Raw genomic sequence first — 22,665 nt, 5'->3', positions numbered from 1 at the left:
CACCACCTGACGCGCGGCAGGTCCGGAGCGACGGAGCAGGGCGGGGCCACCGCCCCACTGCCTGACCGTACCGCGCACCTCCCACTCGCAGTTGTCGCGCACCCATCGCGCCCCTGAAACGGCACCCGGCACGGGCCGTCCGAGGAGTCCGCCATGCCCACAAAGGCCACGCCGTCCGATACGCCCCCCGCTCCGGCGGCGTCTGTCGCCGTACCTGGTACAGCCTCCGGCGCCGCGTCCGGCACCCCCGTCAAGGCTGCGGATGCGGGAAGCCCCGTGGTCACCGCCAACTTTCCCGTCATCATCGTCACCGGGTTGTCCGGCGCGGGCAAGAGCACGGTACTCAACGTGCTGGAAGACCTGCGCTACTTCACGGTGGACGGCCTGCCCGCATCCCTTGCCCCGCAGATGGTCACCATCCTGAACCGGGAGGCGCTGGCCCACTATCAGGGGTTGGTGCTGGGCATGGACCTGCGCGAAAGCAACTTCGTCCGCAATCTGGAAAAAACCCTGGAACGCTTGCAGGGCATGGGCGTGCGCCCGGCCGTGGTGTTCATAGAGGCCAACCCCGCAGTACTAAACCGGCGCTATGCCACCACCCGCCGCCCGCACCCGCTGGAAAGCGAAGGCATGGGGCTGGAACAGGCCCTTGATCAGGAGCGGCTGCGCCTTGCCCCGGTGCGCGAAACCGCCGACTTCGTGGTGGACACCTCCAGCTATTCCATCCACGACCTGCGCCGGGTCATCCAGAAGAAGTGGAGTTCCATCCAGGGACGCATCCGCTCGCTGCGCATCAACGTCGTCACCTTCGGGTTCAAGTACGGCGTGCCCGCCGACGCGGACCTGGTGTTCGACCTGCGCTTTCTGCCCAACCCCTATTTCGTGCCCGATTTGCGCCCCTTGTCCGGCCTGGACGAGCCGGTGGCCAAATACGTGCTGGAAGCGGGCCACGGCGATGTCTTTCTGGCGAAACTTCTGGACTTTTTGCACTTTCTGCTGCCCCAGTACGAGGCGGAAGGGCGATACCGCCTGACCATCGCCATCGGGTGCACCGGGGGGCGGCACCGCTCTGTCTCGGTGGCAGAGGCCCTGCTTCGTGCCTTGAAAAAATCTGATTATGCCGTATCCATGGAGCACCGCCACATGGAACTGGGCTGACCGACCGGACCGGAGGGCATCAGCCGCGTTCAGGCTCAGCGGGGCTCATCGGGTCGAGTAGGGTCGCATCGGTTCGCATAAGGTCAGTCTGCCTGGTATCCGGTGCCGGTGTGGTCATCGAAGTGGCACCGCCACCGGTTTTTCGTGGCGGGTTCGCCCGATTCTGACGATTCTGACGGTTCTGCCGTGGCTGCCCGTGATGGCCTATGGTCGCCCGTGGGAGCCATATCCGCCCGTATCCGGCCCGCGTCATGTTGACAGGGCGCTGCCACGGGCTTCGCCGGACGGCATGCCGTCCTCACCTTGCCCCAACCACATCAGGCACGGCCTGAACGCAACAGCATGTCCACCACCGAACAGCATCAAGCAGGGCAGCCCCGCAAGGGCCAAGGCCAGGGCGGCCCGAGCAAGGTCGGCCAACCCGGAGACGGGCAGGCCGCCGCAGAACCGCGCATCGGCGTGATTCTGGTGACCCACGCCGACTACGGCGCGGCGCTGCTGCGCGCCGCCGAATTCATCCTTGGCCCGGTGCAGGATTGCGCCTCCATCAGCGTGGACGTCTCGCTGGAAGTGGATGAGACGGTGAAACGCCTGAACGAGGCGGTGAAGCGTCTGGATACCGGGCGCGGGGTGATGATCCTTACCGACATGTTCGGCGGCACCCCCACCAACCTCAGCCTGGCCCTGCTGGGCAAGGGCAACGTGGAAGTGCTGACCGGCGTCAACCTGCCCATGCTGCTCAAGGTGTTCGCCGGGCGGGATGGCGACCTGGCCGCTCTCTCGCGCGATGCGCGTGACGCCGGCACCAAGGGTATCGTGGCGGCAGGCGAACTGCTGCGCAGCCGGGTCAAGAACGGGTAGGGCCATGCTCTGGTTCCGCATCGACAACCGCCTGGTGCACGGCCAGATCATCGAGGCGTGGCTGCCCTACACCGGGGCACGACGCCTTCTGGTGGCCAACGACGCGCTGGCCGCCGACGACCTGCAACAGCAGATCGTTTCACTGGCCATCCCCGGTCGGGTAGAGGTGCACTTCGTCCGGGTGGACGCCCTGGCCCAGTACTGTACCGGGCGCACCGACGACGGGCACGACACGCTCGTGCTCTTCGCCACGTGCGCAGACGCCCGCCGCGCCTTCGATACCGGAGTGGGCATGGGCACCCTGAACGTCGGCAACCTGCACTACACCCCCGGCAAAAAGCAGCTGTGCGCCCATGTTTCCGTTTCCGACGACGACGAGGCCTGCCTGCGTTTCTTCAGCCGCCACTCCGTGTCCCTGGATTTTCGCTGCGTACCCAACGACCCGGTGCAGATAAAGGGGTGGTCATGACGGAATTCCTGCCCGTGCTCACCCTGGCGCTGCCCATCGCTTTTTTTTTGCCGTTTTTTCGCTGCTGCGTTTCGCGCTGAATCTGGGCTTTCTGGAACGCCCGCTCGCCATCGGCTTCTTGTGGGCCGTCATGACCGGCGAGTGGGGGCTTTCCATGCACATCGCCATCTTTCTCGAGCTGTTCTGGCTCGACCTGTTTCCCGCCGGTACCTACATCCCCCCCAACTCCATCATTTCGCTGCTGCTGGCCCTGAGCGTGGCCGGGCACTTCGGCCTTGAATCCGCCGGTCAGCTTGCCATTCCCATGCTGCTCGCGCTGCCCGCCGCCCTTGCCGGTGCGCACGTGGAATACCTGCACCGCCGCTGGCGCAACCAGCAGTACACCGACCTTCTGCACTGGGGCAGGGTGGCCGAGCACCCCGGCAAGGGCGATTCGCCCCTGTGGCGCATCATGGTGCGTTCGCTGGGCGAGCTGTTCGCGCTGAACCTTGGCCTGTTTTGCGTGTGCCTGCTTGTGCTTGTGGGAACTATCGAACTCATGTCCAACTATATCGGGCACCTTCCGGCTGTTCCCGGCATAGCCTGGGGCCATGTGTGGTTCGTGGGCGCCATGGGCGGCATGCTGGCGCTGCGCCTGCGCCGGGCCTATGTGGCCTTCGCGCTGGCCTTGCTGGCCGCGTCGGCAGCTTCGTTCATCTGATTCGCATTCGTCACCGGAAATTGACCGTGCGGGTGCCGGGGGTACTTGGCAGCCGGGAATGTTTGTGCTATTTGGCACAAACAATTTCGCAGCAGCATGCGAGCTACTCGCAGCACCAAACCCCAATGCCACATGCAACGGAGGAAAACCGACATGGCAGCTCTTGTCCTTGGTCACATGAACCCCGATACCGACTCCATCATCGCCGCCATCGGCGTTGCCGACCTGATGACCAAGCGCGGCATCGAAGCCAAGCCCGTCGCGCAGGGCGCCTGCACCCCTGAAACCGACTTCGTCCTCGGCAAGTTCGGCCTGAAGGCCCCCGAAGTGGTGACCTCCGTGGCTGGCCAGAAGGTCATCCTGGTCGACACCACCGAGCGTGCGCAGCTGCCCGCCGACCTGTCCGACGCCGAACTGCTCGGCGTGGTCGACCACCACAAGCTGGGCGACGTGACCACCTCCAACCCGCTGGAAATGTGGGTGTGGCCGGTGGGCTGTTCCTGTACCGTCATCAAGGCGATGTACGACTACTACGGCATCGAGGTGCCCAAGGCCATCGCCGGCGGCCTGCTGTGCGCCATCCTGTCCGACACCGTCATGTTCAAGTCCGTCACCTGCACCCCCGAAGACAAGAAGGCCGTCGAAGCCCTTGCCAAGATCGCGGGCGTGGCCGACGTGATGGCCCTGGGCATGGAAATGTTCAAGGTGAAGTCTGCCGTTGAAGGCGCGTCCATGAAGGACCTGGTCTTCCGCGACTACAAGGACTTCGACATGGGCGGCAAGAAGGTCGGCATCGGCCAGCTGGAAGTGGTGGACCTGTCCATCCTCGAGCCCGTGAAGGCCGGTCTGTACGAAGAAATCACCAAGGTGAAGGGCGAAGGCCGTCACTCGGTGTTCCTGCTGCTGACCGACATCATGAAGGAAGGTTCCGAAATGCTGATCGTTTCGGACGACGCCTCCATGGTCGAAAAGGCCTTCGGCGTGAAGCCCGAAGGCAAGTCGGTGTGGCTTGACGGCGTGATGAGCCGCAAGAAGCAGGTCGTGCCCAACTTCGAAAAGGCCTTCAAGGGCTAATCGAAGCGCTCGTCCAACCGACGCATATTGGGGCCCGGCGGCATATGTCGCCGGGCCTTTTGCGTTTGCGGGGTGGGAGAGGGGCGATAGTCCCGATCCTTGCCTGCCATGCAGGCCCGACATGCAGGCCACATACAGGAATGACGGGCAGGCGGGGTGCTTCCGGGCCATTGCGGGCGGATGCGGCAGCGTCCTGTGCGACAGGGAAGGGCACCCGCCGCCGGGGCAGGCAATCAGTCTTGTTCGCTGGTCAAGGCGCCGGTTCGTCGGCCACGCTGCCGGTTCGCTCATCAAACCGGGCAAGGGCCATGCTGCGCAGTTCACGCAGGCGCGCGCCAGAGGCGGCACCCTTGTTGCGCAGTTCCGGCGGCAGCTTCACGGCCAGCAGCACGGCAAGTTCGGCCTCGGTGCGCTGGCGCAGCATCTCCAGTCGGTTCAGGCAGACCTCCGGAATGCGGGGCGGCTCGTACGGGGCGAGGGGATCATCAGCGCCCGGGGCGGACGGTGATTCCGACGCGGAAACGGCAGCCGCGCGCCCGCGTGCAGCCGGGGATGCATTCTCCGGCTGCCGCAGCGCGCAGTCGGGGCCGGTGCCCATGCCCTTGCCGGTGCCGTCGGCCAGCACCAGCAGCCGCATGGCGGGCAGCAATGCGCGCGTGTGCAACTCCAGCAGCAGATCCACGCGCGTGCCGGGGCGCAGTTCCGCATGCCGGGCCAGGCGCATGTGCAGCCGGGCAGCCGCGTCGCCCGCCTCGATGTACCGGGTGGGCATGGCCAGGCGGGTGCCCAGCGCCCGCGCCAGTGGCGCGCCGCGATCCTCGTGGCCGTAATGGTGCGGCAACACGTCCGCCGCCGTTGTCGCCTTGCCGAGGTCATGGCACAGGGCCATCCATGTCACCAGTTCCGGTTGCGGCACCGTGGGGCGGGAATGCGTGCCCGTGCCGTTCCCCGTGGAGGAATCCGCCGGGGATGGCAATGGCGCGTCATTCCCGGTCCGGGATGCATGCCCGGTCAGCACGGCGGCCATGTCCATGACCCGCGCCACGTGGTCCAGCACCGATCCGGCGTGGTAGCGCGGGGGCCCGGCCGGAACCGCATTGGCCCCGGCCAGTTCGGCGAACCACGGCGACAGGCAGCCGCCCGCGTGCAGCACCTTCAGGTAGCGACCGGGGCAGGGCGCGGCCAGCGCCTTCAGGGTTTCGCGGCATACCTGCTCGGCGGGCAGGGCGGCCAGCATGCCGCTGGCGGCCACGGCGCGCATCTGGGCCAGTGTGTCCGCATGCACCGTAAAGTCTGGAAATTGCGCGGCGAAACGCGCGGCGCGAAAGGCCCGCACCGGGCTGTCGGCCAGCGACGTGGGCGATGCCGGGCGCAGCACGCGGTCCGCAAGGTCGCCCAGCGCCTGGGGGTGGGCGTGCACCATGCCTGATTCGGTCAGCGCCAGGGCATTGAAGGTGAAATCGCGGGCGGCCAGGTCTTCGTCCAGCGTGCCGCGCAGGGGCATGTGTTCCACGCCGTCCAGAAGGTACACGTCCACGTCGCGGCCAACCTTGCGGGCACCGGGGTTCTGCCGTACAAAACACACCGCGTCGCCTTCGAAGGCCACGTCGTGGTCGTGTATCGTTCTGCCCAGCAGCAGGTCGCGCACGGCTCCGCCCACGAGATACGTCTTCATGGGGGCAGCCTACCCCATTTCCTTTCCGGCGAAAATGCGTCCAGGGCTGCAAATGGCAAGCCCGCGACACCCCCGGACCCGCACTCCACCCTTCGCCTGATGTGCCCAGGAGGCGCCATGGTTCCCTGCAACGGCAGCAACGTTTGCGAAATTTCCGCCTGCACGATGGGGGAGGGCGCGCCCGTTGCGCATTTGTTGCACGAGGGACTGGCCGTGCCGTCGTCCGGCTGGGCATCGGCCAACACATCGGATGCCGAGCCGCAATGGATGGCCGACCCGTTGCCGCCCGAAACCCTGCCTGGCCTGCCCGGCTGGGGCGAAGACCTGGCCGCCTGCAACCATTTTGACCCGGTGACCATGGGCGGCGTGTCCATGCTGGCGGCGCGGCCCGGCGCACTGGCAGCAACCGAATCCTCCGCATCGCCGGAACCCCGCGCTGTCGCGGACCACGACGCCCCCCGGCAGCCCGGTGCCGCACCAGTGCCTTCTCCCGCCGGGGCCGTCTCCCCGCCGGTCATAGTGTGCGGGCCGTGCACCTCCAGTCTGGACGTGGCCCATGCCCTGGCCGCCGCCGGGGCCCTGCCGGAATGGGGGACCGTGCTGGCCGTATCGCAACGGGCCGGGCGTGGCCAGTTGCGCCGCCCGTGGGAATCGCCGCCCGGCAACATCTACGCGGCCCTGCGCCTGCCCGCCGCCGGGGTGTTCGCAACCGAGACGGCGTCCATCGCCCTGGGCTGCCTGTTCGCGGAAGCCTTCAACGCACTGGGCGTGCCCGTACGGCTCAAGTGGCCCAACGACCTGTTGCTGGGCGATGCCAAGGTGGGCGGCATGCTGCTGGAGGAAAAACGCGGGGTGGTGCTGGCGGGCATCGGCATCAACGTGGTGTCGGCGCCGCCGCCCCAGGCCCTGCGCCAGGGCTGGGCGGTGCCTGCCGCCAGTCTTGCCGGTTGCGACATTTCCGCCACGCCGCTGACGCTGTGGCGCCATCTTGTGGAAGATTCACGTTTCTGCTATGAAGCGCAAGTTCTACGCGCCGGTGGGGCCGATTTCGTATCGTGCGCGGAAAAGCATCTTGCCTGGGTAGGCCGTGGGGTTGTGGTTCACGGTGGCGAAGTGGGTGACTGTCCGGGCAGGATTCTTGGACTCGAACCGCAGGGGGGCCTGCGGATTGTCATTTCGGGCAGGGAACACATACTCCGCTCCGGCAGCATCACGCCCATACCTTCGTGATCCGTATTCCATGCGCCCCGCGCATGCGCGCACGTCAATTCCGGTCGCCCGTTGCGGGCCGGACAGCCAGGATACCGAGGATTAGATGGGCATCAAGACCTTCGAGCAGGTGTTGGAAGAGGTGAGGGGCAAGGCGATTCTGGTGGCCAACCGGGGCATCCCGGCCCGCCGTATCTGCCGTTCCATCCGTGAACGCTTCGATGCCGTGGCCGTGATGACCGCCACCGACATCGACAAGACCTCTCCGGCCGCCTCCGCAGCGCAGGAGCTCCTGCTGCTGGGTTCCGACCCCAGAGCGTATCTGGACATCGACCACATCATCGCGCTGGCCAAACAGCGCGACATGGTCGCCATCCATCCCGGATGGGGCTTCGCTTCCGAAGACGAACGCTTCCCCGCCAAATGCAAGGCCGCCGGGCTGACCTTCATCGGGTCCACCGCAGAGGCCATGAACCTGCTGGGCAACAAGGTGCAGGTCCGCAAGCTGGCGAAGAAGCTCGACATCCCCGTTGTTCCCGGTTCCGAAGGAGCCGTGGACATTCCCACCGCGCGCACCATCATCGACGAGATCGGCCTGCCGGTCATGCTGAAGGCTGAAGGCGGGGGCGGGGGCCGGGGCATCTTCGCCATCCACCGCGCGGAAGAACTTTCCGACGCCTTCATGAAGGCGTCCACCATGGCCCAGGCCTCGTTCGGCAACCCGCGCCTGTACGTGGAAAAGTACCTGCCCTCGGTGCGCCACATCGAAATACAGGTCATCGCCGACATGTACGGCAACGTGTTCGCCTTTGACGAACGCGACTGTACCGTGCAGCGCAACCACCAGAAGCTCATCGAGATCACGCCGTCGCCGTGGTCGGGCATCACCCCGGAACTGCGCGAACGGCTGAAGGAATACTCGCGCATGCTGGTGCGCGAGGTGGGCTACCATTCGCTGTGCACCGTGGAATTCCTGGTCACCGCCGACGGCACGCCGTACCTGATCGAGGTGAACACCCGCCTCCAGGTGGAGCACGGCATCACCGAATGCCGGTACGGCATCGACCTGGTGGAAGAGCAGATCGCCGTGGCCTTCGGCGCCAAGCTGCGTTTCACCCAGGAAAACACCACGCCGCAGCACGTGGCCATGCAGGTGCGCATCAACTGCGAAGACCCGCAGAACCATTTCGCCCCCAACTCGGGCCTGGTCAGCCGCTACGTGTCGCCCGGCGGCCCCGGCGTGCGCCTGGACTCGAACATGTGCGCGGGCTACGAGTTTCCGTCCAACTACGACTCGGCGGGTTCCCTGCTCATCGCCTACGGGCAGGGCTGGGAAAAGGTGCTCGGGATCATGGAGCGCTGCCTTGGCGAGTACGTCATCGGCGGCATCAAGACCACCATCCCGTTCTACAAGCAGGTGCTGAAGCACCCCAAGTTCCGCGCGGGCGACCTGGACACCAACTTCATCGCCAACACGCCGGAACTGATGTGCTACTCCGACCTCGCCCCCGAGGCGGAACGCCTGGCCCGGCTGGTGGCCGAGGTTTCGGCCAAGGGCTACAACCCCTACGTGCAGCTGGGTGAATACCGCACCCGCGAAACCCCGCGCATGCCCCGCTTCGAGCCGGTGCTGCCGCCCATCCCCGGTGCCGTGCGCCGCGCGCCCTCGCCGTATCCCACCGGCGACCGCACCGCGCTGCTCGACTACCTGCGCGATGCGGGCCACGTGCACTTCACCGACACCACCCCCCGCGACATGACCCAGTCGAACAGCGGCAACCGCTTCCGCCTGGCGGAAGACGCGCTGATCGGACCGTACCTCGACAACTGCGGGTTCTTCTCCATCGAGAACGGCGGCGGCGCCCACTTCCACGTGGCGCTCATGGCCAACATGACCTACCCCTTCTCGGAAGCGAAGGAATGGAACCGCTTCGCGCCCAAGACGCTGAAGCAGATCCTGATCCGCTCCACCAACGTGCTGGGGTACAAGCCGCAGCCGAAGAACCTCATGCGCATGACCGGCGAGATGGTGTGCGATACCCACCACATCATCCGCTGCTTCGACTTCCTGAACCACATCGAGAACATGCGGCCCTTCGCCGAAGTTGCGCTGAACCGCACCGACGTGGTCTTCGAACCGGCACTGTCGCTTTCGTGGGCCAAGGGCTTCGACGTGGACCACTACCTTGGCGTCACCGAGGAAGTGATGCGCATGGTGGGCAGCGTGGCCGGGGTCGGTCCCGACCAGGCCGCGAAGATGATCATCCTCGGCCTCAAGGACATGGCGGGCATGTGCCCGCCCCGGTTCATGACCGCCCTGGTCTCTGCCCTGCGCAAGCGCTGGCCCTCGCTGGTGCTGCACTACCACCGCCATTACACCGACGGCCTGTTCGTGCCTTCGGTGGGTGCCGCCGCCAAGGCGGGCGCGCATATCGTGGACGTGGCCCTTGGCGCCTCCGTGCGCTCGTACGGGCAGGGCGACGTGCTGGCCACGGCCGCCTACATCGAGGACGAGCTTGGCCTCGCGACCAATCTGAACAAGAACATGATCCGCGACTGCAACTTCGTGCTCAAGCAGATCATGCCGTACTACGACCGTTACTGCGCGCCGTACTTCCAGGGCATCGACCACGACGTGGTCGAGCACGCCATGCCCGGCGGGGCCACCTCGTCGTCGCAGGAAGGGGCCATGAAGCAGGGGTACATCCACCTTCTGCCGTACATGCTCAAGTTCCTGGCGGGTACCCGCAAGATCGTGCGCTACCACGACGTGACGCCCGGCTCGCAGGTGACCTGGAACACCGCCTTCCTGGCCGTGACCAACGCCTACAAGCGCGGTGGCGAAGAAGAAGTGCGCTACCTGCTGGAAGTGCTGGACCACGTGGCCCGGCACAACGAGGCCGACCTGACCGCAGAAATGCGCAAGGCCCGCCTGTCCATCTACCAGGATTGCAACGACGCCTTCCGCAACCTGCTGCTGGGCCGCTTCGGCAAGCTGCCCCTCGGCTTTCCGGCGGACTGGGTGTACGAAAGCGCCTTCGGCAACGAATGGAAGAAGGCCATCGCCTCGCGCACCGAGGCATCGCCCCTTGATTCGCTGACCGACGTGGACATGGCGGCGGAAGAGCGCGGCTACGTCGACATCATGCGCCGCAAGCCCACGGAAGAAGAGTTCGTCCTGTACCTGAACCACCCCGGCGATGCCATCAAGACCATCCAGTTGCGGGCCCGCTTCGGCAACCCCAACAACCTGCCGCTGGATGTGTGGTTCGAGGGCGTGGCCCCCGGCGAGGACCTGAACTTCGTCGATTCCAACGGCAAGCCGCACCATCTCTCGCTGCTCAGCATCTCTCGCCCCAACGAGGCGGGCATGAGCGTGGTGCGCTACGTGCTCGATTCCGAGTTCATGAGCTGCGAGGTGCAGGTGGCCAAGGCTGCCATTGCCGACGGCAAGGGCTCGGAAAAGGCCGATCCGTCCAACCCCATGCACGTGGCCGCGCCCAGCAACGGCGACCTGTGGGTGATGTACGTGCACCCCGGCGACGTGGTGAAGCAGGGCGAGGAGCTGTTCAACATCTCCATCATGAAGCAGGAAAAGGCTGTGCTGGCCCCGGTTGCCGGCATGGTCAAGCGCGTGCTGAAGACCGCCGACTACCGCGAAAGCAAGCAGATGATGCCCGTCCGCGAGGGCGAGCTGATCGTGGAGCTTGGGCCCATCCCGCGCACCTGCCCCAACGCGGGGTGCTCGCGGCCCATCACCATGGAAGGCATCGACTTCTGCCCGTACTGCGGCGAACCGCTCAATCCGTAATCAGACACTCCGCGCGCGGCCCCGGCACCCCTGCGGGCCGCGCGCGGAAACATCTTTCGGCTGTACCAGGCACCGCCCGGCCCGGCTTGCACGGGCTGCGGGCGACGATGCGAGAACCCCCCATAAGGAGACCGGCACCCCATGCCAGCCCCCTGCATGATACCCACCGGTTGACCACGCCACGCCCCGCGCGCGTGGGACAAGACCGTCGTTTTCGGGTATCGGACCTTCAGGCAAGCGTTTCTATCCCCCACAGGAGGATTCACGAATGGGCAAAACTCCGGTTGAAAAGCCTGCGGCCAAGGCCGCCAAGGCTGGCGCCGATATTTCCGAACTCACCAAGAAGCTGGTGCTGACCGGCGCCGACATCGTGCGCATCGGCGACGATGCCGAACTGCTGGTAGGCGGCAAGAACTACAACACCGCCATCATCAGCCAGGTGGAAGGAATCCGCGCACCCGAGTTCCGCGCCATCTCGTCGCAGGCATTCCACATGCTGCTCGACGAAACCAGGGTCAACGCATCGCTCGTCCGCGCCACCGTGGACAAGGAATACAACCGCATCGACTGGAACGACCCCGAGATCAACAAGGACTCGGAGTTCCTGCAGAAGTTCGTTCGCAACCTGGCCAAGGAAATCCGTGCCCAGGCTTCCGCCAAGCCGGATGAAACCCAGATCAAGCTGCGCACCTTCGTCAACAACGTGGTGGAAGGCTTTGCCACTTCGCCGGAAGGCATCGACCAGTTGCGCAAGCGCTCGGTGCTGGTGCAGGCGGGCATTTTGTGCGTGGAACTGCCCAAGACCGTTGACGAATGCGTTCGCGACGCCTACCGCTCCATCTGCAAGGAAGCGGGCGCCGAAGACGTGCCCGTGGCCGTGCGATCCTCCGCCGCCGGTGAAGACTCGCGCAAGAAGGCCTTTGCCGGGTTGCAGGACACCTACCTGAACATCGTGGGCGAAAGCCGCGTGTCCGCCGCCTATCACTGGGACTGCGCGTCGGCCTACAACCTGCGCTCCATGACCTACCGCCGCGAGGCGATCCTGGACGCCCAGGCCCGCGCCGAGGCCACCGGCGACGAATCCATCGCCATCAAGGCCAAGCAGGAATGGGCCATCGAGAACACCTCGCTCTCGGTGTGCATCATGCGCATGATCAACCCGGTCATTTCGGGCACCGCCTTCAGCGCGGACACCGCCACCGGCTGCCGGGGCACCGTGCGCAAGGACTTGGTGGGCATGGACGCCAGCTACGGCCTTGGCGAGGCCGTGGTGGGCGGCATGGTCACCCCCGACAAGTTCTACGTCTTCCAGCGTGACGACGGGCCCGAGGTGGTCATCCGCCAGATGGGCTGCAAGGACAAGAAGATCGTCTACGACGAGAAGGGCGGCACCAAGAAGGTTTCCGTGCCCGAGATCGAGGCGTATCGCTGGTCGCTTTCGCTGGCCCAGGCCGAACAGGTGGCCAAGGGCGTGCGCGCCATCAGCCGCGCCTATGGCGACATGATCATGGACACCGAATTCTGCATCGACTCGGCCGACCGGCTGTGGTTCGTGCAGGCCCGCCCCGAAACCCGCTGGAACGAAGAGCTGGAAAAGCACCCGCACACCATCTTCATGCGCCGCCGCGAGGTGGACCCGAAGGCGGCCACCCAGGCCGAGGTGCTGCTGGAAGGCAACGGCGCGTCGCGCGGGGCCGGGCAGGGCAGGGTGAAGTTCCTGCGTTCGGCGCTGGAACTGAACAAGATCAACAAGGGCGACATTCTCGCCGCCGACCGCACCGACCCCGACATGGTGCCCGGCATGCGCGTGGCCGCCGCCATCCTTGCCGACGTGGGCGGCGACACCAGCCACGCCGCCATCACCTCGCGCGAACTCGGCATCCCCGCCGTCATCGGCATCCAGCGCCTGGAAATCCTGCGCGCCCTGGACGGCCAGGAAGTGACCGTGGACGGCACCCGGGGCCGGGTGTACCGGGGCATGCTGCCCCTGCGCGAAGTGGGCGGCGAGATGGACCTGTCCAAGCTGCCCCCCACCAAGACCAAGGTCGGCCTGATCCTGGCCGACGTGGGCCAGGCCATGTTCCTCTCGCGCCTGCGCGAGGTGGAAGACTTCGAGGTGGGCCTGCTGCGCGCGGAATTCATGCTGGGCAACATCGGCGTGCATCCGCAGGCGCTGGAAGCCTTCGACAGCGGCGAACTGGACCACGCGGTGCACGCCAAGCTGCGTGAACTGGATTCCCGCCTGTCCAAGATCCTGCGCGAGCAGCTGGCCGCCGGGCTCATCGCCATCGACATGAAGCTGCGCGAGTACGTGGGCCACATCACCGGCCTGTCGGCGGAAATCGAGGCCCTGGCCTCGCGCGAGAACCTGCGCGGCACCGAGCAGGTGCTGGTGATGCACCGCAAGATGCGCGAGCTTGACCACAAGCTGGACGAGCATGTGGAGCTGGCCACCCGCCGCATCGACATCCTGAAGACGTCCATCGACCTCGAGGACCACGTGCGCGTGGTCATGGGCTACGACGACCAGTTGGCCATGCTGAACGGCATCGACCCCGACACGGTGAAGCGCCGCGCCGAAATCGAAGCCAACATCCGCGCCCAGGTTGAACGCGTGGAAGACATTCCCGCCGTGCAGGACGCGCTGGCCAAGATTGCCCGCCTGCGCCACGAGGTGGGGCTGCGCAGCGGCCTGCAAAAGGAAATGGACGACATCCGCGCCGTGCCGGACAAGATCCGCGCCCTGATCCGTTCGCGCGGGTTCCGCACCGGCAAGGAGCACTACGTCCAGACCCTGTCGCAGGGCCTGGCCCTGTTCGCCATGGCCTTCTACGGCAAGGACATCGTCTACCGCACCACCGACTTCAAGTCGAACGAGTACCGCAACCTGCTGGGCGGCAACCTGTTCGAGCAGATCGAAGACAACCCCATGCTGGGCTTCCGCGGGGTGTCGCGCAACCTGCACGACTGGGAAATAGAGGCCTTCAAGCTGGCGCGCGGCGTGTACGGCGGGTGCAACCTGCAACTCATGCTGCCCTTCGTGCGCACCCTGGAAGAAGCGCGCTCCATGCGCCGTTACCTCGAACAGGTACACAAGGTTAAGAGCGGCGTTGACGGGCTGAAGATGATCCAGATGTCGGAAATTCCGTCCAACGCCGTGCTGGCCAAGCAGTTCATTGAGGAGTTCGACGGTTTCTCCATCGGCTCCAACGACATGACCCAGATGGTGCTGGCCACCGACCGCGACAACGCGCGCCTCGGCCACATCTATGACGAGGAAGACCCCGCCGTGGTCTGGGCCATCCTGGTCACCATCTTCACCGGCCAGAAGTGCGCCCGCAAGGTGGGCTTCTGCGGTCAGGGCGTGTCCAACAGCAAGATACTGCGCGGTCTGGTGACCATCGCGGGCATCGTGTCCGCCTCGGTGGTGCCCGACACCTACTATCAGACCAAGCTGGACATGGCCGAGGTGGAGGCCGAAAACATCCCCACCTCGGAACTGGGCATCTGGCTGCGCAACCAGCACCTGGCCAACCTGCGCGCACTGCTGGAGGAAAAGGGCTACGGCCACATCCTCAAGAAGTACACCCAGGCCGAAGACCTGATGGACTGGTACGAAGGTGAACTGCGCCGCCTGCACGAACTGCTGCGCGAAAGCCTGGAAACCCCCAAGGAAAAGTTCTACCGCTCCGAGTTGGAACAGTTCCGGGCCACCTTCCACAAGCCGGTCATCTATGCCACCTGGGACTGGGCCAGCACCGTCTCCGACGCGCTGCACCAGGCCGGTTTCGCCAGCTTCGAGGAACAGGCCAAGGCCCTTGAGGTACAGCGCTCCAAGAAGTGGTAGACGCAAGGCGATGCGATGCGGCGCCCAACTCCGCGTGTCCTGCGGCCCCTGCCGCCGGATGATGGAGGGGGCGGCAACGCCGGAATGCCTTTGATGGAAGCATATGCGGCACGCATGCCGGACGTATGCTGAAGCATGTACAGACGGGCGGTCTTCGGGCCGCCCGTTTTTCATTGCGTGGCGGGTAGAGACGGCGCGGCTGGTGAGCAAGCGCGACAGGGGTGACGGGGTCGACGCGGCGGAGATGGGCGCGCCTTCGACCAACATCCTGCCACGTTGTGGCCAGTATGGCTGACAGGGGCTCGACGCTGGGGCTGCCGTGTATCACGTCGCGGCGAGTCTCGGGACGGGGGCAGGGTGGGGGACCGGAGCATCTGGAAAAGGGGGCACGGTGAAGCACCGCCTTAAAGTAACGGATGAAGCTTGCCCTCTCTCGCCGCGCCCCAGAGAGCATGCTCGGCTGGGAACCCATTCCAACAGCCTGGAACACAAAGAAAAACGGGGAGCCCATGGGGCTCCCCGTCCTTCATGCAATGTACATCCATCCGCCAGGCTGCGTGGCCGGGCAGGGCGGACGCTATTTCAGGCGTGCCGTCACGTTGTCCTCGATCCAGTGCGGGTCCAGCCATTCCAGCGGTTGCACCTGCACCCCGCCGATGGTCACCCCGAAGTGCAGGTGGTCGCCGCCCGCCATGCCGGTGGTGCCGGTCTTGCCGATGATGTCACCCTTCTTCACCTGCTGGCCCACGTTGGCCGAAATCTCGCTGAGGTGCGAATACAGGGTTTGCAGGCCAAGGCCATGGTCGATGACCACAAGGTTGCCGTAGATGCCAAGGTGCCCGGCAAAGACCACGCGCCCGCTGTTGGAAGCGGGTACTTCGGCCATGGCCAGCGAGGCGAAGTCAAGGCCGAGGTGGGTCTGGTTGTCCACCTTCTGTCCGTTGTGCAGGTAGCTGCGGTTGTCGGCAAATCCGGCACGGGTGGCCGAGTTGGGCAGTTGCAGGAAGGCCCCGTGCCAGAGCATGGCAGGCGCGGTGTCCTTGCCGATTTCAAGCAGTTTCTGTTCGTTGGAGGCGCGCAATTCGTTGTTCACCTTCAGGAAGCGCTCAAGCGGGCTCAGCTCGCCGGGCACGTCCTGTTCGAATTCTGGCATCTTGCTGGCCAGGAAGCTTTCGGAAATGTTGATGTTGTCATGCCGGAACACTCTGTCCAGCGGGCGAATGACCAGTCGGCTGGCCATGGCGTTGCTGGAAAGGTCCACGGCGGTGATTTCCGGGGCGTACTGGCCAACGGTGAGAAAGTGCGGAAAGGCGAAGAAGCACAGGTAGTCGCCGCTGGGCTGCTTGAACCCCGGAAAGTACAGATCGCCCACCTTCACGCCGGTGCGTTCCACGTCTTCGTTGACCGAATAGAGGATGGAGCCGGTGCCGCCACGTCGCACGTAAGGGGGCATGCTCTTCACCGAAACGCGCGGGGGTTGGGTGTCCAGGCGCATGGGGTAGACCCTGGTGGTGGTGTTGCCCTTGCCGAACCCGGCCAGCGAGGTGTCTGCCGAGCGTACTTCAAGGTCGAAGGCGCCGTCCTTCAGGCCCGCATCCTTCAGGTTGAAGGTCACGCGCTGTTCGCGGCGGCCATCGGTGAAGGCGCTGTCGAGCACGACCAGCGAATGCGAATTCTTTTTCACCGTGACGGTGACGGACCGGATGCCCGACTTCTTGTCGCGCAGGGTCAGGGTCAGGTCCTGATGCGGCGAGGCGCGCCCCGTGTCCGGGGTAAGGATGACTTCCGGCCCTTCCATGTCCTGGAAAAGCATGAAGCCGCCGATGCCGAGCAGCCCCAGCAGGGCCGCGAAGACGATCACGATGGAAAGATTCTTAGCTGCTGTCATGTCTCCTGATCCTTTCAAGTGAAAAGCCGCCCTGAAAGCCGGGCGGCTCGTGTCCAAACAGTTGCGCGGCCTGTTGCTAGGGGTGTTCCACGGCGTCCAGCAGGCTGATGGTCAGCTTCAGGAAGTCCGCCTCGGTCACGATGCCCACCAGCCTGTCGCCCTCGGTTACCGGCAGGCACCCGTACTTGTGGTGCAGCAGCAGTTCGGCGGCGTCGCGCAGCAGGGTGTCGGGGTGCACGCGTACCACGTCGGTGCGCATGATTTCTCCCACCGGAATGCCAGAGTCGATCTCGTTCTGCACCGCCTCGTCCACATCGGCGAAGCGCGAGATGGTGGCGGACAGGATATCGCGGTGGGTCAACAGGCCCTGGAAGTCGCCCTTGGCGTCCACGATGGGAATGTGCCGGATGCGGGCCAGCTGCATCAGCGAGCGGGCCGCCCGGAGCGAATCGGTTTTCTTCAGGGTGAAGAGCCCGGTGGACATAAGGTCGCCGACGTAGAGCATGGGTTCCCCCGCAAGCGTGTTTCGCCAAGTGTCGCACACTCGGCGCATAAGTCAAGCAAGCCTGGGCGGCGCAGGCGACACCCCGCAGGCCGTGCGCAGTGGCGAATGCCCGTAACCGGGAAGGGCGGCGCGCGCGCCATGATTGACGCCGGGGGCAAAATCTGTTTTCCAAACCATGCCGGGACCGTATGGACGAGGCGACTCGCAACGCCCGTCCCGTCCGTTCGTACACCCTTCGCCGTTCGCCCGCACACGCACTTGCCAGCCGTGGCCCCTGCCTCGGCGCCCCCCGCCGAAAGGCCGGTCGGGGCCGGTGCCCGGAGCGGCGCGCCCGATGTGCCCCATGTGCCCAAGAGGCACGGTCGCGCATGGCCCGCCACGACCGCGCAGGGACAACGCCCCGGCAGGGCACCCATCTCCAGAGAGGACCGCGCATGCTCGACATGAAGCGCAACCGTGAGCGCATGGTGAAACAGCAACTCGAGACGCGCGGCATCACCGATCCTGCCGTACTCGTGGCCATGCGTTCCGTGCCGCGCCACCTGTTCGTGCAGGAAGCCCTGCGCGCCCAGGCCTATGAGGACCACCCCCTGCCCATCGGGCACGGCCAGACCATTTCGCAGCCGTTCATCGTGGCGCTCATGTCGCAGATCATCGAGCCGCAACCGGGCCTGCGGGTGCTGGAAATAGGCACGGGGTCCGGCTACCAGGCTGCGGTGCTGGCAGAGATGGGGCTGGACGTGTATACGGTGGAACGCATCCGCGAACTGCACGCCGCCGCGCGCGACCTGTTGCGCACGCTGAAGTACCGCAAGGTACGGCTGAAGCTGGACGACGGCACCCTGGGCTGGCCCGAGGCCGCCCCCTACGACCGCATCCTGGTCACGGCGGGCGGGCCGGAAGTGCCGCTGCCGCTCATCGAGCAACTGGCCGACCCCGGCATACTGGTCATCCCCGTGGGGACCAGCAAGCGCATGCAGGAACTGGTGGTGGTGCGCAAGCAGGGCGGGCGCGTGGTGCGCGAAAGCAAGGGCGGCGTGGCCTTCGTGGACCTGGTGGGCACCCACGGCTGGCGCGGCTGAGGGGACACTGCAAGCCGGGCAGGGCAGGGGACAGGCCCGGAAACGCCGCGTCTGCGGCAACCCCTGCCTGCGGTCTCACTGCCACACGCCCGTGCAGTTCTGGCACGATCTGATACCGCCCGAAAGGCACATGAATCTCTCCCTGTACCGTTCGAAATAGCCCGAACACCGCCTGCCCGGTGCCGTCCGGACGCCGCAAGGAACACCCGCCGCCATGCGCCTTTTTTCCCGCCTTCTCGACCGGCTGTGGGCCGCTGCTGCATCGCGCGGTGCCGTGCGCATGCTGGTGCTGGTCTCGTTCACCGAATCGGTCTTCTTTCCGCTGCCGCCGGACCTGCTGCTGATTCCCATGGCCCTGGCCGCGCGCGAACGAGCCTTGCGCCTGGCAGCCATCTGCCTTGCCGCATCCGTGGCGGGCGGTGTTGCGGGGTATTTCGTGGGCATGTTCTTCATGGACGTGGCGGGCATGCCCATCGTGCGCTTTTACGGGTTGCAGGAGCAGTACCACGCGGTGAAGGAATGGTACGACACCTACAGCGCCTGGGCGGTGGCCGTGGCCGGGCTTACACCCGTGCCATACAAGCTGTGCACGCTCACCGCCGGGGCCTTCCGCGTCGATTTCGTCACCTTCCTGCTGGCGTCCGTGGCCAGCAGGGGACTACGCTTTTTCGTCATCGCCGGGCTCATCTACCTGTTCGGCGAACGGGTGCGCTACTTTCTGGAACGCCGGTTCGACCTCGTGCTGCTTGTCACGCTGGTACTTGGCGTGCTGGGCTTCTTGGCGCTCAAATTCCTGAACTGACAGCCCCGCGATGGCCCAGGATCAATGCCCCGTGCGCATTGCGTCCTGCCCCGGCGCGTTCTGCCCGCGTGCTTTTGCTCTCGCCGCCTGTGGTCTTGGCCTGTTGCCCCAGCGCTTTTACTTGACGGGGCGGCGCGATTCATTACCTTACCGGGGCGGGCAAGCCCCGCCGCATCGCAATTCCATGGCCCGCCGCGCCACCGGCCAGGCGGCCACAGACAAGGAGCATCATATGTCCTCGTGCAGCACCTGCCCCTCGGCCAAGAACAAGGCCGAAACGGGCAAGCCCAGCGCCGGCATGGCCATTCAGGACGAGATCATCTCCTCCACGCTGGGGCGGATCAGATACAAGCTCTTCATCATGAGCGGCAAGGGCGGGGTGGGCAAAAGCTCCGTCACCGTGAACACGGCGGCGGCCCTGGCCGCACGCGGCTACAAGGTGGGCATCCTGGACGTGGACATCCACGGTCCCAGCGTGCCCAACCTGCTGGGCCTGCGCGCAGGCATAGAGGCAGACGAGCGCGGCGGCCTGCTGAATCCCGCGAAGTACAACGACAACCTGTTCGTCATCTCCATGGATTCGCTGCTCAAGGACCGCGACACGGCGGTGTTGTGGCGCGGCCCCAAGAAAACGGCGGCCATTCGCCAGTTCGTTTCCGACGTGAACTGGGGCGACCTGGACTTTCTGCTCATCGATTCCCCGCCCGGCACCGGCGATGAGCACATGACCGTGCTCAAGACCATCCCCGACGCCCTGTGCGTGGTGGTGACCACCCCGCAGGAAATCTCGCTGGCCGACGTGCGCAAGGCCATCAACTTCCTGCAGTATGCCCAGGCCAACGTGCTCGGCGTGGTAGAGAACATGAGCGGCCTGTACTGTCCGCATTGCGGCGGCGAAATTTCGCTGTTCAAGAAGGGCGGGGGTCGCGAACTGGCCGAAAAGTACGGGCTGACCTTCCTTGGCGCCGTGCCGCTGGACCCGGCCACCGTGGTGGCCGCCGACCGGGGCGTGCCCGTGGTGATGCTGGAAGAGGATTCGCGCGCCAAGCAGGGCTTTCTTGAACTGGCCGACAACATCGCGGCCGCTTCCGAAAACAGCCTGGAGGCCGTGGCCAGCACCCACGCCTGATGATTGCGACCGGGCCGGTGCGTGCGAAGTCGCGCGCCCCGGCCCCAATGCACCCCTTGTCACGCCAGTTGTCACGCCAGTTGCCGCGCCAGCCATCGCGCCCGCAGGGCCACGACATTCCAGGCACGGCACGACAGCCATCCGCCCTTTGCCAGCGCGGCGAAGTGTGCTAGGAACTCCCTCATGACGCAGCAACCAAGCCCTTTCCAGCGGATGTTCAACCTTGCCAACCGCATCACGCTGGCGCGCATCTTCATCGTGCCCGCCATCGTCGGGCTGCTGATGTTCCCCGGCCGCATCACCTGCCTGGCGGCCGTGGTGCTGTTTGCGCTGGCCTCGGTCACCGACATCATCGACGGGCACATCGCGCGGCGGTCGAACATGGTGACCAGCTTCGGCAAGTTTCTTGATCCGCTGGCCGACAAGATTCTCATCGGCTCGGTGATGATCATGCTGGTGGAACTGGGCTGGATTGCCGGGTGGATCGCCATCGTGATCATTGCGCGGGAACTGATGGTCACCGGCCTGCGTGCCGTGGCCGCCGACGAAGGGCTGGTCATCGCCGCCGACAAGTTCGGCAAGATGAAGACCGTCATGCAGATGTTCGCGCTGGTGCCGCTGATGCTGCACTACCCGTGGTTCGGGCTGGACCCCAACCCGGCAGGGCAGTTTATGCTTTACATCGCGTTGTTTCTCACGGTATTTTCAGGCTTCAACTACCTGTATACATTTTACGGAAACTGGCTCAAGGAAGGCGCCGGACGGGCCTAGCCCGCACAGGCGGGGCGCATGGCCGGAGACGCATTCATGCAGGATCACGAGGGACTGCACAGCAGGTTGAAGAACTGCCTGCAGACCATCCTTGAGCTTGAGCCCGATCTGGAGCGGCTGGAGCTTGGGGGGGAACTGATGCAGGAGTTCACCGTGCTCAAGTCGTTCATGGAGCGGCTTGACGCCGTGCTGCTGGACGAGGACGATGTGCGCCGGATAGAGCGCGCCACCGCGAATTTTCTGGAAGAACTGAAAGGGCCGGTTTCCGCCATGCGACGCCGCGGCGAGCTACGCCGGCTGTTGCAGTGATCGAGATGTTCTGGCGGCGCCTGCTCATCGGCCTTTCCCTGGCCCTTAACGTTGTCCTGCTGTATCGCCTTGTCTGGAGCGACCAGGGCATGGTGGCGTACAAGACGCTGAAGCAGCAGTGCACCGCCATGGAGGCCCGCCTGAAGGACCTCGACACCCGCAACCTGACCCTGAGCCGCGAAATACGGCTCTTGCAGTCGGACGGGAAATATGTCGAAAAGATGATCCGCAAGCGGCTGAACTTCGTGAAGGACAACGAAATCCTCTACATCTTCCCCGAGACGCAGGCGGAAGCGGCCACACCGGGAGCCGGATCTGATGAAGGCAAAAATTGAGTGGTATCAAGAGGTACTTGAACTCGAACCGAGTTCTAAGGTCTTTTTTCCGCTCGCCCGCCTGCTGGCCGAAAACGGCCAACCCAATGACGCCATAGCCACCCTGCGCCAGGGGCTTGACCGCCATCCCGAATTCATCGAAGCACGCCTTTTCCTCATCGAACTTCTGCACTCAAGCCACAGGGACGACCTGCGCGACGGCGAAGTGGGCAAGCTGGCCCGCCTGCTGGGTGCCTATCCCGGCTTCTGGGATGCCTGGAGCGCCTGCCTGGCCGCAGGGGACAAGGGCCGCGATACCGCGCTGGCCCTGGCCTTTCTGGCGGCCTCGTTCCGTTCCGGCACCCAGGGTGCGCTGTCGTGGACTTCCGTCATCGAGCACGGGTTGCGGGCCATGCTGGGCGGCAACGGCACGGAACCCGCTGCCATGCCTGCGGCCCCTGCCGCCGCGCCACTGCATGTGGCCGCGCCGTCCATCTCGGCCATGCCCGAAATGCAGGACGAGCCCGATCACGCAGTTGGATACGCCGCCGACAAGCCCGATGCGCGGATCGCACCTGCGGCGACCGGTACGGGTGACGCGGCGGATGTGGCTGACGCGCCCGAGGCCATCGATGGCCAGGACGAGGAAGAGGAACATTTTTCGCTGCGCACCCGCTCCATGGCGCAGGTGCTTGCCGAGCAGGGCGACCTGCGCGGCGCCCTCGACATCTACGAGGAACTGATGGCCGCATCGGGCAGCGACGAAGAACGCGCCGACATCGCCGACGTGATCCAGGAACTCACCAACCGCCTCAAGTCCGCGGGGGAGGGAAGCCAGCGGCAGCAGACGGCCGACGAGGGGCAGCCCCTTCAGGGCAAGCACAAGCTCATCCATATGCTCGAATCGCTGGCAGAGCGCCTGGAGGCGCGGGCCCAGGGATAGCGGGCACGACATTCGTATCGAACCCACGCGCGGGGATACCGCGCGGCAGCCGTGCGCGTCCTTCGTGACGGAGGGGGACGGGGAAAGCCCCGCGCCAGTCGGACTGCCGCAGATCGCA

18 protein-coding genes are annotated in these 22,665 nt (G+C 65.5%); 15 read left to right on the top strand and 3 right to left on the bottom strand.

The features are described 5' to 3' along the window. Positions 1–276: 276 nt before the first annotated feature. From rapZ to ABWO17_RS05830, 5 genes are all read left to right on the top strand, one after another. The gene (gene rapZ / locus ABWO17_RS05850) at positions 277–1,158 is read left to right on the top strand and encodes an RNase adapter RapZ (RefSeq protein ID WP_353116656.1); all 882 of its coding nucleotides are present in this window, start codon (positions 277–279) and stop codon (positions 1,156–1,158) included. Positions 1,159–1,500: 342 nt separating this feature from the next. Beyond that, complete coding sequence (locus tag ABWO17_RS05845; RefSeq protein ID WP_353116614.1) at positions 1,501–2,019, top strand: PTS sugar transporter subunit IIA; 519 nt, start codon at positions 1,501–1,503, stop codon at positions 2,017–2,019. A 4-nt stretch (positions 2,020–2,023) separates the two neighbouring features. After that, complete coding sequence (locus ABWO17_RS05840; RefSeq protein WP_353116613.1) at positions 2,024–2,488, top strand: PTS sugar transporter subunit IIB; 465 nt, start codon at positions 2,024–2,026, stop codon at positions 2,486–2,488. 4 nt (positions 2,489–2,492) lie between these two features. Beyond that, a complete protein-coding gene (locus ABWO17_RS05835) occupies positions 2,493–3,188 on the top strand; it encodes a PTS sugar transporter subunit IIC (RefSeq protein ID WP_353116655.1) in 696 nt (231 codons plus the stop codon). 153 nt (positions 3,189–3,341) lie between these two features. Then, positions 3,342–4,262, top strand: coding sequence for a manganese-dependent inorganic pyrophosphatase (locus tag ABWO17_RS05830; RefSeq protein WP_353116612.1), 921 nt, complete (start codon positions 3,342–3,344; stop codon positions 4,260–4,262). A 250-nt stretch (positions 4,263–4,512) separates the two neighbouring features. Here the strand turns inward: ABWO17_RS05830 and ABWO17_RS05825 are convergent, their stop codons facing one another. Then, a complete protein-coding gene (locus ABWO17_RS05825) occupies positions 4,513–5,937 on the bottom strand; it encodes an HD domain-containing protein (RefSeq protein ID WP_353116611.1) in 1,425 nt (474 codons plus the stop codon). Between the two features lie 117 nt (positions 5,938–6,054). Between ABWO17_RS05825 and ABWO17_RS05820 the strand changes: the two genes are divergently transcribed. The 3 genes from ABWO17_RS05820 to ABWO17_RS05810 all read left to right on the top strand — a co-directional run bounded on the left by ABWO17_RS05820 (position 6,055) and on the right by ABWO17_RS05810 (position 14,804). Continuing rightward, a complete protein-coding gene (locus tag ABWO17_RS05820) occupies positions 6,055–7,167 on the top strand; it encodes a biotin--[acetyl-CoA-carboxylase] ligase (protein ID WP_353116610.1) in 1,113 nt (370 codons plus the stop codon). A gap of 85 nt (positions 7,168–7,252) precedes the next feature. Next, a complete protein-coding gene (locus ABWO17_RS05815; protein ID WP_353116609.1) occupies positions 7,253–10,957 on the top strand; it encodes a pyruvate carboxylase in 3,705 nt (1,234 codons plus the stop codon). A gap of 268 nt (positions 10,958–11,225) precedes the next feature. Beyond that, complete coding sequence (locus ABWO17_RS05810; RefSeq protein ID WP_353116608.1) at positions 11,226–14,804, top strand: PEP/pyruvate-binding domain-containing protein; 3,579 nt, start codon at positions 11,226–11,228, stop codon at positions 14,802–14,804. 577 nt (positions 14,805–15,381) lie between these two features. Here the strand turns inward: ABWO17_RS05810 and ABWO17_RS05805 are convergent. After that, positions 15,382–16,692 (bottom strand): M23 family metallopeptidase, encoded by a 1,311-nt coding sequence (locus ABWO17_RS05805; protein WP_353116607.1) that lies wholly within the window; start codon positions 16,690–16,692, stop codon positions 15,382–15,384. 76 nt (positions 16,693–16,768) lie between these two features. After that, positions 16,769–17,197, bottom strand: a complete 429-nt coding sequence (locus ABWO17_RS05800; protein ID WP_353116606.1) for a CBS domain-containing protein — start codon at positions 17,195–17,197, stop codon at positions 16,769–16,771. Positions 17,198–17,631: 434 nt separating this feature from the next. Here ABWO17_RS05800 and ABWO17_RS05795 point away from each other — a divergent pair, with 434 nt between their 5' ends. The 7 genes from ABWO17_RS05795 to ABWO17_RS05765 all read left to right on the top strand — a co-directional run bounded on the left by ABWO17_RS05795 (position 17,632) and on the right by ABWO17_RS05765 (position 22,547). Further along, positions 17,632–18,279 (top strand): protein-L-isoaspartate(D-aspartate) O-methyltransferase, encoded by a 648-nt coding sequence (locus ABWO17_RS05795; protein WP_353116605.1) that lies wholly within the window; start codon positions 17,632–17,634, stop codon positions 18,277–18,279. Between the two features lie 214 nt (positions 18,280–18,493). Next, positions 18,494–19,081, top strand: a complete 588-nt coding sequence (locus ABWO17_RS05790) for a YqaA family protein (RefSeq protein WP_353116604.1) — start codon at positions 18,494–18,496, stop codon at positions 19,079–19,081. Positions 19,082–19,313: 232 nt separating this feature from the next. Further along, positions 19,314–20,210, top strand: coding sequence for an Mrp/NBP35 family ATP-binding protein (locus ABWO17_RS05785; RefSeq protein WP_007521820.1), 897 nt, complete (start codon positions 19,314–19,316; stop codon positions 20,208–20,210). A 213-nt stretch (positions 20,211–20,423) separates the two neighbouring features. Continuing rightward, entirely contained in the window at positions 20,424–20,981 is a 558-nt protein-coding gene (pgsA, locus tag ABWO17_RS05780) for a CDP-diacylglycerol--glycerol-3-phosphate 3-phosphatidyltransferase (protein ID WP_353116654.1), read from the top strand. 18 nt (positions 20,982–20,999) lie between these two features. After that, positions 21,000–21,290 carry a hypothetical protein gene (locus tag ABWO17_RS05775; RefSeq protein ID WP_353116603.1) on the top strand — a complete coding sequence of 97 codons (291 nt, stop codon included), beginning with the start codon at positions 21,000–21,002 and terminating at the stop codon, positions 21,288–21,290. Between the two features lie 5 nt (positions 21,291–21,295). After that, entirely contained in the window at positions 21,296–21,625 is a 330-nt protein-coding gene (locus ABWO17_RS05770; RefSeq protein WP_353116653.1) for an FtsB family cell division protein, read from the top strand. After that, complete coding sequence (locus tag ABWO17_RS05765) at positions 21,609–22,547, top strand: tetratricopeptide repeat protein (protein WP_353116602.1); 939 nt, start codon at positions 21,609–21,611, stop codon at positions 22,545–22,547. Before ABWO17_RS05770 ends, ABWO17_RS05765 begins: the two co-directional genes overlap by 17 nt. The last annotated feature ends 118 nt before the right edge of the window (positions 22,548–22,665 follow it).

The sequence above is a fragment of the Nitratidesulfovibrio sp. genome, assembly GCF_040373385.1.
Lineage (GTDB): Bacteria > Desulfobacterota > Desulfovibrionia > Desulfovibrionales > Desulfovibrionaceae > Cupidesulfovibrio.
Note: the sequence above shows the minus strand (reverse complement) of the source record. Positions and strands in the feature narration are given on the sequence as shown.

Excerpts from the sequence above, each read along its gene's own strand:
- ABWO17_RS05785 (WP_007521820.1), top strand. The coding sequence starts at position 19,314 with ATGTCCTCGTGCAGCACCTGCCCCTCGGCCAAGAACAAGGCCGAAACG.
- ABWO17_RS05775 (WP_353116603.1), top strand. The coding sequence starts at position 21,000 with ATGGCCGGAGACGCATTCATGCAGGATCACGAGGGACTGCACAGCAGG.
- ABWO17_RS05765 (WP_353116602.1), top strand. The coding sequence starts at position 21,609 with ATGAAGGCAAAAATTGAGTGGTATCAAGAGGTACTTGAACTCGAACCG.
- ABWO17_RS05840 (WP_353116613.1), top strand. The coding sequence starts at position 2,024 with ATGCTCTGGTTCCGCATCGACAACCGCCTGGTGCACGGCCAGATCATC.
- ABWO17_RS05820 (WP_353116610.1), top strand. The coding sequence starts at position 6,055 with ATGGTTCCCTGCAACGGCAGCAACGTTTGCGAAATTTCCGCCTGCACG.
- ABWO17_RS05810 (WP_353116608.1), top strand. The coding sequence starts at position 11,226 with ATGGGCAAAACTCCGGTTGAAAAGCCTGCGGCCAAGGCCGCCAAGGCT.
- ABWO17_RS05830 (WP_353116612.1), top strand. The coding sequence starts at position 3,342 with ATGGCAGCTCTTGTCCTTGGTCACATGAACCCCGATACCGACTCCATC.
- ABWO17_RS05805 (WP_353116607.1), bottom strand. The coding sequence starts at position 16,692 with ATGACAGCAGCTAAGAATCTTTCCATCGTGATCGTCTTCGCGGCCCTG.
- ABWO17_RS05815 (WP_353116609.1), top strand. The coding sequence starts at position 7,253 with ATGGGCATCAAGACCTTCGAGCAGGTGTTGGAAGAGGTGAGGGGCAAG.
- pgsA (WP_353116654.1), top strand. The coding sequence starts at position 20,424 with ATGTTCAACCTTGCCAACCGCATCACGCTGGCGCGCATCTTCATCGTG.
- ABWO17_RS05790 (WP_353116604.1), top strand. The coding sequence starts at position 18,494 with ATGCGCCTTTTTTCCCGCCTTCTCGACCGGCTGTGGGCCGCTGCTGCA.
- ABWO17_RS05770 (WP_353116653.1), top strand. The coding sequence starts at position 21,296 with ATGTTCTGGCGGCGCCTGCTCATCGGCCTTTCCCTGGCCCTTAACGTT.
- ABWO17_RS05845 (WP_353116614.1), top strand. The coding sequence starts at position 1,501 with ATGTCCACCACCGAACAGCATCAAGCAGGGCAGCCCCGCAAGGGCCAA.
- ABWO17_RS05795 (WP_353116605.1), top strand. The coding sequence starts at position 17,632 with ATGCTCGACATGAAGCGCAACCGTGAGCGCATGGTGAAACAGCAACTC.
- ABWO17_RS05825 (WP_353116611.1), bottom strand. The coding sequence starts at position 5,937 with ATGAAGACGTATCTCGTGGGCGGAGCCGTGCGCGACCTGCTGCTGGGC.
- ABWO17_RS05800 (WP_353116606.1), bottom strand. The coding sequence starts at position 17,197 with ATGCTCTACGTCGGCGACCTTATGTCCACCGGGCTCTTCACCCTGAAG.